5 protein-coding genes and 1 pseudogene are annotated in these 5,433 nt (G+C 70.0%); all 6 read right to left on the reverse strand.

Features of this window, described 5'->3' with window-relative positions; all coding sequences use genetic code 11:
- Positions 1-134: pseudogene (locus N415_RS31785) on the reverse strand (ornithine carbamoyltransferase); the annotation flags it as partial.
- Positions 131-1,321, reverse strand: coding sequence for an acetylornithine transaminase (locus N415_RS29905; protein WP_068189794.1), 1,191 nt, complete (start codon positions 1,319-1,321; stop codon positions 131-133). The gene N415_RS29905 and the pseudogene N415_RS31785, both read right to left, overlap by 4 nt.
- The gene (gene argB, locus N415_RS29910) at positions 1,318-2,205 is read right to left on the reverse strand and encodes an acetylglutamate kinase (RefSeq protein ID WP_068189797.1); all 888 of its coding nucleotides are present in this window, start codon (positions 2,203-2,205) and stop codon (positions 1,318-1,320) included. The genes N415_RS29905 and argB overlap by 4 nt, the downstream gene beginning before the upstream one ends.
- Positions 2,202-3,416, reverse strand: coding sequence for a bifunctional glutamate N-acetyltransferase/amino-acid acetyltransferase ArgJ (argJ, locus tag N415_RS29915; RefSeq protein ID WP_068189801.1), 1,215 nt, complete (start codon positions 3,414-3,416; stop codon positions 2,202-2,204). The genes argB and argJ overlap by 4 nt, the downstream gene beginning before the upstream one ends.
- Complete coding sequence (gene argC, locus N415_RS29920) at positions 3,413-4,456, reverse strand: N-acetyl-gamma-glutamyl-phosphate reductase (protein ID WP_068189807.1); 1,044 nt, start codon at positions 4,454-4,456, stop codon at positions 3,413-3,415. The genes argJ and argC overlap by 4 nt, the downstream gene beginning before the upstream one ends.
- 149 nt (positions 4,457-4,605) lie before the next feature.
- The coding region (locus N415_RS32095; protein WP_068189811.1) for a hypothetical protein at positions 4,606-5,433 on the reverse strand (828 nt) is incomplete at its 5' end.

The following is a 5,433-nucleotide window of genomic DNA, read 5'->3' on the forward strand; positions in this document are numbered from 1 at the left end:
ATGACCGCGACCCCGCGCGGCCCGTCGAGCGGGCGGCGGGCGAACGGGTCCTTCTTCAGTTCGGCCGCCAGGTCGAGCACCTCGGCCTGTTCGGCGGGTGACAGATCGTCGTCGCGCAGGAAGTGCCGAATCACATTGCCGCCTTGGCGGTATCGAGGATGGTCGGCAAGGCGGCGATGAAGGCGTCGATCTGGTCCTCGGCGATGATCAGCGGTGGCGCCAGCCGGATGACGTCGGGGGCCGCCGCGTTGACCAGGAATCCGGCGTCCCGCGCCGCGGCCTCGGTCGCCTTGGCCGCCGTCGCCGAAAGCACGATGCCCCAGAGCAATCCGCGGCCGCGCACGTGGTCGATCAGCGGGTGCCCGAGCCGTTCGATGCCGTCGCGCACGGACTTGCCCAGCACCTCGGCGTGCCGGACCAGATCCTCCGTGGCGATCACCCGCAGCACCGCCAGCGCGGCCGCGGTGCAGATGGGGTTGCCGCCGAAGGTGCTGCCGTGCAGGCCGGGGGTGAGCAGCTCGGCGGCCGGCCCGACGGCCAGGCAGGCCCCGATGGGCAGCCCGCCGCCGAGTCCCTTGGCCATGGTCACCACGTCGGGGGTGATGCCGTCGTGCTGGTGGGCGAAAAACGCTCCGGTGCGGCCCATTCCGGTCTGCACCTCGTCGAGGATCAGCAGGGCGCCGTGGCGTGCCGTGATGTCCCGCGCGGCGGCCAGGTAGCCCTCGGGCGGGACGACGACGCCGCTCTCCCCCATGATCGGCTCGAGGAACACCGCGGCGGTGTCGTCGCCGACCGCCGCGGCCAGCGCGTCGGTGTCGCCGTACGGCACATGGGTGACGTAACCGGGTAGCGGTTCGAACGGCGCCTGCTTGCTCGGCTGGCCCGTCAGCGCCAGGGATCCCATTGTGCGGCCGTGGAACGCCTCCTGCGCGGCAACCAGTTTGGTGCGGCCCGTGAGCCGCGACATCTTGAACGCCACCTCGTTGGCCTCGGTGCCGGAGTTGCAAAAGAACACCCGCGCCGGCGCGTCGGCGCCGAGCAGGGCGACCAGCTCCTCGGCCAGTGCGATGCCCGGCTCGGTGGCATAGAGGTTGGAGGTGTGCCCAAGCGTGGCCATCTGGTGCGTGACGGCCTCGATGACGGCCGGGTGGCGATGGCCGAGGACGTTGACCGCGATGCCGCCGAGCAGGTCCACGTAGGTCTTGCCGTCCACGTCGGTGACGAGGGCGCCGTCTCCGCTGGCGAGCGCGACGGGCGGGGTGCCGTAGTTGTGCATCATCACGGCGTCCCACCGCTGCCGCATCGCGTCGCTGTTACTCATGAGGCCACCACTTTGGTTCCGGTGCCCGCATCGGTGAAAAGCTCGACGAGCACGCAGTGTTCGACCCGGCCGTCGATGACGTGCGCGCTGGGCACACCCCCGGTGACCGCCCGCAAGCACGCCTCGACTTTGGGGATCATGCCGGTCTCCAGCGTGGGCAACAGTCGCGCCAGCGCGACGGTGTCGATTTCGCTGACCAACGACTCGCGGTCCGGCCAGCTGGTGTACAGGCCTTCGACATCGGTGAGCATCAACAGCTTTTCGGCTCCCAGGGCTTCGGCCAGCGCCGCCGCAGCGGTGTCGGCGTTGATGTTGTGGACGACGCCCTCGGCATCGGGCGCCAGCGTCGAGACCACCGGAATGCGGCGTGCCGCAATCAGATCCAGCACGGCGGCGGTGTTGACCAGCTCGACGTCGCCCACCAGCCCGATGTCAGTGGCCACGCCGTCGACCGTGACGCTGCGCCGCACCGCGGTGAACAGTTGCGCGTCCTCGCCGGTGATGCCGACGGCGTACGGTCCGTGCGCGTTGATCAGGTTCACCAGTTCGCGGCCCACCTGCCCGAACAACACCATCCGCGCCACGTCGAGCACTTCGGGGGTGGTGACCCGGAAGCCGCCCTTGAAGTCGCCTTCGATGCCGAGGCGGCGCAGCATGGCGGTGATTTGGGGTCCGCCGCCGTGCACCACGACGGGGTGGATGCCGCAGTTACGCAGAAACGCCATGTCGGCCGCGAAGGCGTGGCGCAGCGCGTCGTCGGTCATGGCGTTGCCGCCGTACTTGATGACGACGATCTTGCCGTGCAACTGCTTGAGCCAGGGCAGGGCTTCGGCGAGCACCTGCGCTTTGATCTGGGTGGGCAATTCTTCGACGCGGAGGCTCATGAGCTGTAGGCCGAATTCTCTTCGACGTACCCGTGCGAGAGGTCCGTGGTCCGGACGGCGGCCCGCCCGTCCCCGACCCGAAGGTCCACGGTGATGTCGATGTCGGCGCCGGAAAGGTCGACCTCGCGCGCGCCGGGCGCGCCTACGCCGTCGACGCACACCGCAAAACCGTTGAACGACACCCTGATCCGGTCCGGTTCGAGGGCGACCGGCGCCATGCCGACGGCCGCGAGCACCCGGCCCCAGTTCGGGTCGGACCCGAATACCGCCGTCTTGACCAGGCTGTCGCGGGCGATCGCCCGCGCCGCCGTCAGCGCGTCATCCTCGGAGGCGGCGCCGGTCACGGTGACGGTGACGCGTTTGGTGACGCCCTCGGCGTCGGCCTGCAGCTGCGCGCACAGGTCGTCGCAGACCCGCAGCACCGCCTCGTCGAGGTCGGCCTGGGACGGGGTGACCTCGCTGGCGCCCGAGGCCAGCAGCAGCACCGTGTCGTTGGTCGAGCAGCAGCCGTCGATGTCGAGCCGATCGAAGGTACGGGCGGTGGCGTGCCGCAGCGCCCGGTCGAGCGCCTCCGGGCCAGCGGCCGCATCGGTGGTGAGCACGCACAGCATGGTTGCCAGCGACGGGGCCAACATGCCCGCGCCCTTGGCCATCCCGCCGACCGTCCAATTGTTGGGATGATGCAGCGCAACCTGTTTGGGTACGGTGTCGGTGGTCATGATGGCCTGGGCGGCGTCCTCGCCGCCGGTCAGCCCGCCGGCCATCTCGCGCACGATCTCGCGCACCCCGGCGAGCACCTTGTCCATCGGCAGCCGATCGCCGATCAGCCCGGTCGAGCAGACACCGACCTCGATGGCGCCGGTCTCAGTGCCCCAGTCCGACAGCGCCGCCGCGACCGCTTCCGCGGTGGCATGGGTGTCCTGGAAGCCGCCGGGACCCGTGCAGGCGTTCGCGCCACCGGAATTGAGGATCACCGCCCGCAACTGTCCGGTGGTCAGGACCTGTTGGGTCCACAACACCGGCGCGGCCTTGACCTTGTTGCGGGTGAAGACCCCCGCGGCCGCATAGTCGGGCCCCTCGTTGAAGACCAGCGCGAGGTCGCGGGCCCCGGATGCCTTGATCCCTGCGGCGATGCCGGCCGCCCGGAACCCGGCCGGGGCGGTGACACCCTGTTCCCGCAGCAACCGCGCGGTGGCGGCAAGTTCCGTCACGGCGCCACCCCCACCACCGAAAGGCCTTCGCCCTCAGGCCAACCGAGCGCCAGGTTCATCGACTGCACCGCGGCGCCGCCCGTGCCCTTCACCAGGTTGTCGATCGCTGCGATCGCCACGAACGTCTCCGCAGCCTCGTCCACCGCGACGGCGATGTGGGTCGCGTTGCTGCCGATCACCGCCCCCGTGCGGGGCAGCTGCCCGTCGGGCATCAGGTAGACGAAAAGCTCGGCGTCGTAGGCCTTTTCATAGGCGGCCCGCAGCTGCGACAGCGGCGCTCGGGTGCGCGCGGTGCAGGTGGCCAAGATGCCGCGGGAAGTCGGGATCAACACCGGGGTGAACGACACGGTGACGTCGCGATCGGTGACGGCCCGTAGCCCCTGGGCGATTTCGGGGGTGTGCCGGTGCGCCCCGGCGATGTTGTAGGCGCGCGCCGAACCGATGATCTCCGAGCCGAGCAGGTCGGTCTTGGCGGCGCGGCCGGCCCCCGAGGTGCCGCTGACGGCGACGACCGTGACCGCCGGCTCGATGAGGTCCTCGGCCATCGCGGGCACCAGCGCGAGCAGCGCCGCCGTCGGGTAGCAGCCGGGAACCGCGATGCGGCGGGCGCCGCGCAGCCGCTCGCGTCCGCCGGGCAGCTCCGGCAGCCCGTAGGGCCAGCTGCCGGCGTGGCTTGTTCCGTAGAACCGTTCCCATGCGCCGGGATCGGTGAGGCGGAAGTCGGCGCCGCAGTCGATGATCAGGGTGTCCGGGCCGAGCCGTTCGGCCAGGGCGGCCGAATTGCCATGTGGCAGTGCCAGGAACACCACGTCGTGGTTTTTCAGGACGCCTTCGTCCGTCGGCTCGACCACGCGCTGGGCCAACGGGATCAGATGCGGATGGTGCTCACCCAGTGTGCTGCCGGCGCTTGCCGCCGCGGTCAGAGCGCCGATCGTGAGGCGGCCGTCGACGTAGCCCGGGTGCCCGAGCAGGAGCCGTAGGATTTCCCCGCCTGCATAGCCGGTGGCACCGGCAACCGCCACCCTCAATACGTCGGCCATCTCGACGATTCTGCATGGTTATGCAGTAGTTTGCAAATCCATTCCGCAGGTCAAACGGAGGCGGTGTGCGCCCAGGAGGTCGCGTCGGGCAAGGCATCGCTTCGCTTCGGAAGAGCGAGGCCTACACGACTCTCCTGGGCGCCACCGGGCTATGCGGCGATCCCGATGCCCAGGCTGGCGTCGATGGCCGCCTGCAGCGAGAGCTCGAGGTCGGTCAGGGCGGTGTTGATGGACACGACGAGCGAGCCGCCGGTCTGCTCCAACGTGTTGGCCGCGCCGGACAGGCCGGCCGCCAGGGCGGTGCCGAGTCCGAGCACGCCCGGAGTGCCCACACCCAGGGTCGCCGCGAAACCACCGAAGAGCGCGCCACCGATCTGGGCCGCGGTGTTCTCCCAGATATTCGCCAACGCGTTACCCGTGCCGGCCAACCCGGCCAAGCCCGTCGCCAGGCTCCCGCCCAGGGTTTCACCCGCATGGACCAGGCCCGCGAGGCCGCCGGTGAGGCCGCCTGTCAGGGATCCGGTGGCCTGTAGCAGGCCGTTCAGCGCGGCGCCGAGGTTAGCCGACAGCGCCGCATTGATAGACAGTCCCAAGTTGGGAATGGACAGCGTCGACAACGCGGCAGCGAAGTTGGCGGCCAGGTTCTCGCCGGTCTGGATCGCCGCGTTCAGGCCCGCTCCGATGTTGCTGGCGAAGTTCGCCGCCAGCGTTTCACCGGTCTGGATAAACGCGTTGAGGTTGGCGCCCAGGTTCAGGCTTCCCGACAACATCGCGTTCAGCGACGCTCCCAGCCCATTCAGCGACGCGCTGATCGAACCACCGATCCCGTTCAACGCCGCGCTCAATCCCACACCCAGCGCACCCAGGTTAGGCAGCGTGAGCGGAGGCAAGGCCGGGAAGGTGAAAGGCGGCAGCGTCAACGCCCCGGACAACACCGCGTTGAGCGCGGCGTTGATGTCCGCACCCAGGTTGGGCAG

This window comes from Mycobacterium sp. UM_CSW (genome assembly GCF_000455205.1).
Lineage (GTDB): Bacteria > Actinomycetota > Actinomycetes > Mycobacteriales > Mycobacteriaceae > Mycobacterium.

Bases quoted from the DNA above. Each gene is read 5' to 3' on its own strand.
- N415_RS29905 (WP_068189794.1), bottom strand. From the start codon at position 1,321: ATGAGTAACAGCGACGCGATGCGGCAGCGGTGGGACGCCGTGATGATG.
- argB (WP_068189797.1), bottom strand. From the start codon at position 2,205: ATGAGCCTCCGCGTCGAAGAATTGCCCACCCAGATCAAAGCGCAGGTG.
- argC (WP_068189807.1), bottom strand. From the start codon at position 4,456: ATGGCCGACGTATTGAGGGTGGCGGTTGCCGGTGCCACCGGCTATGCA.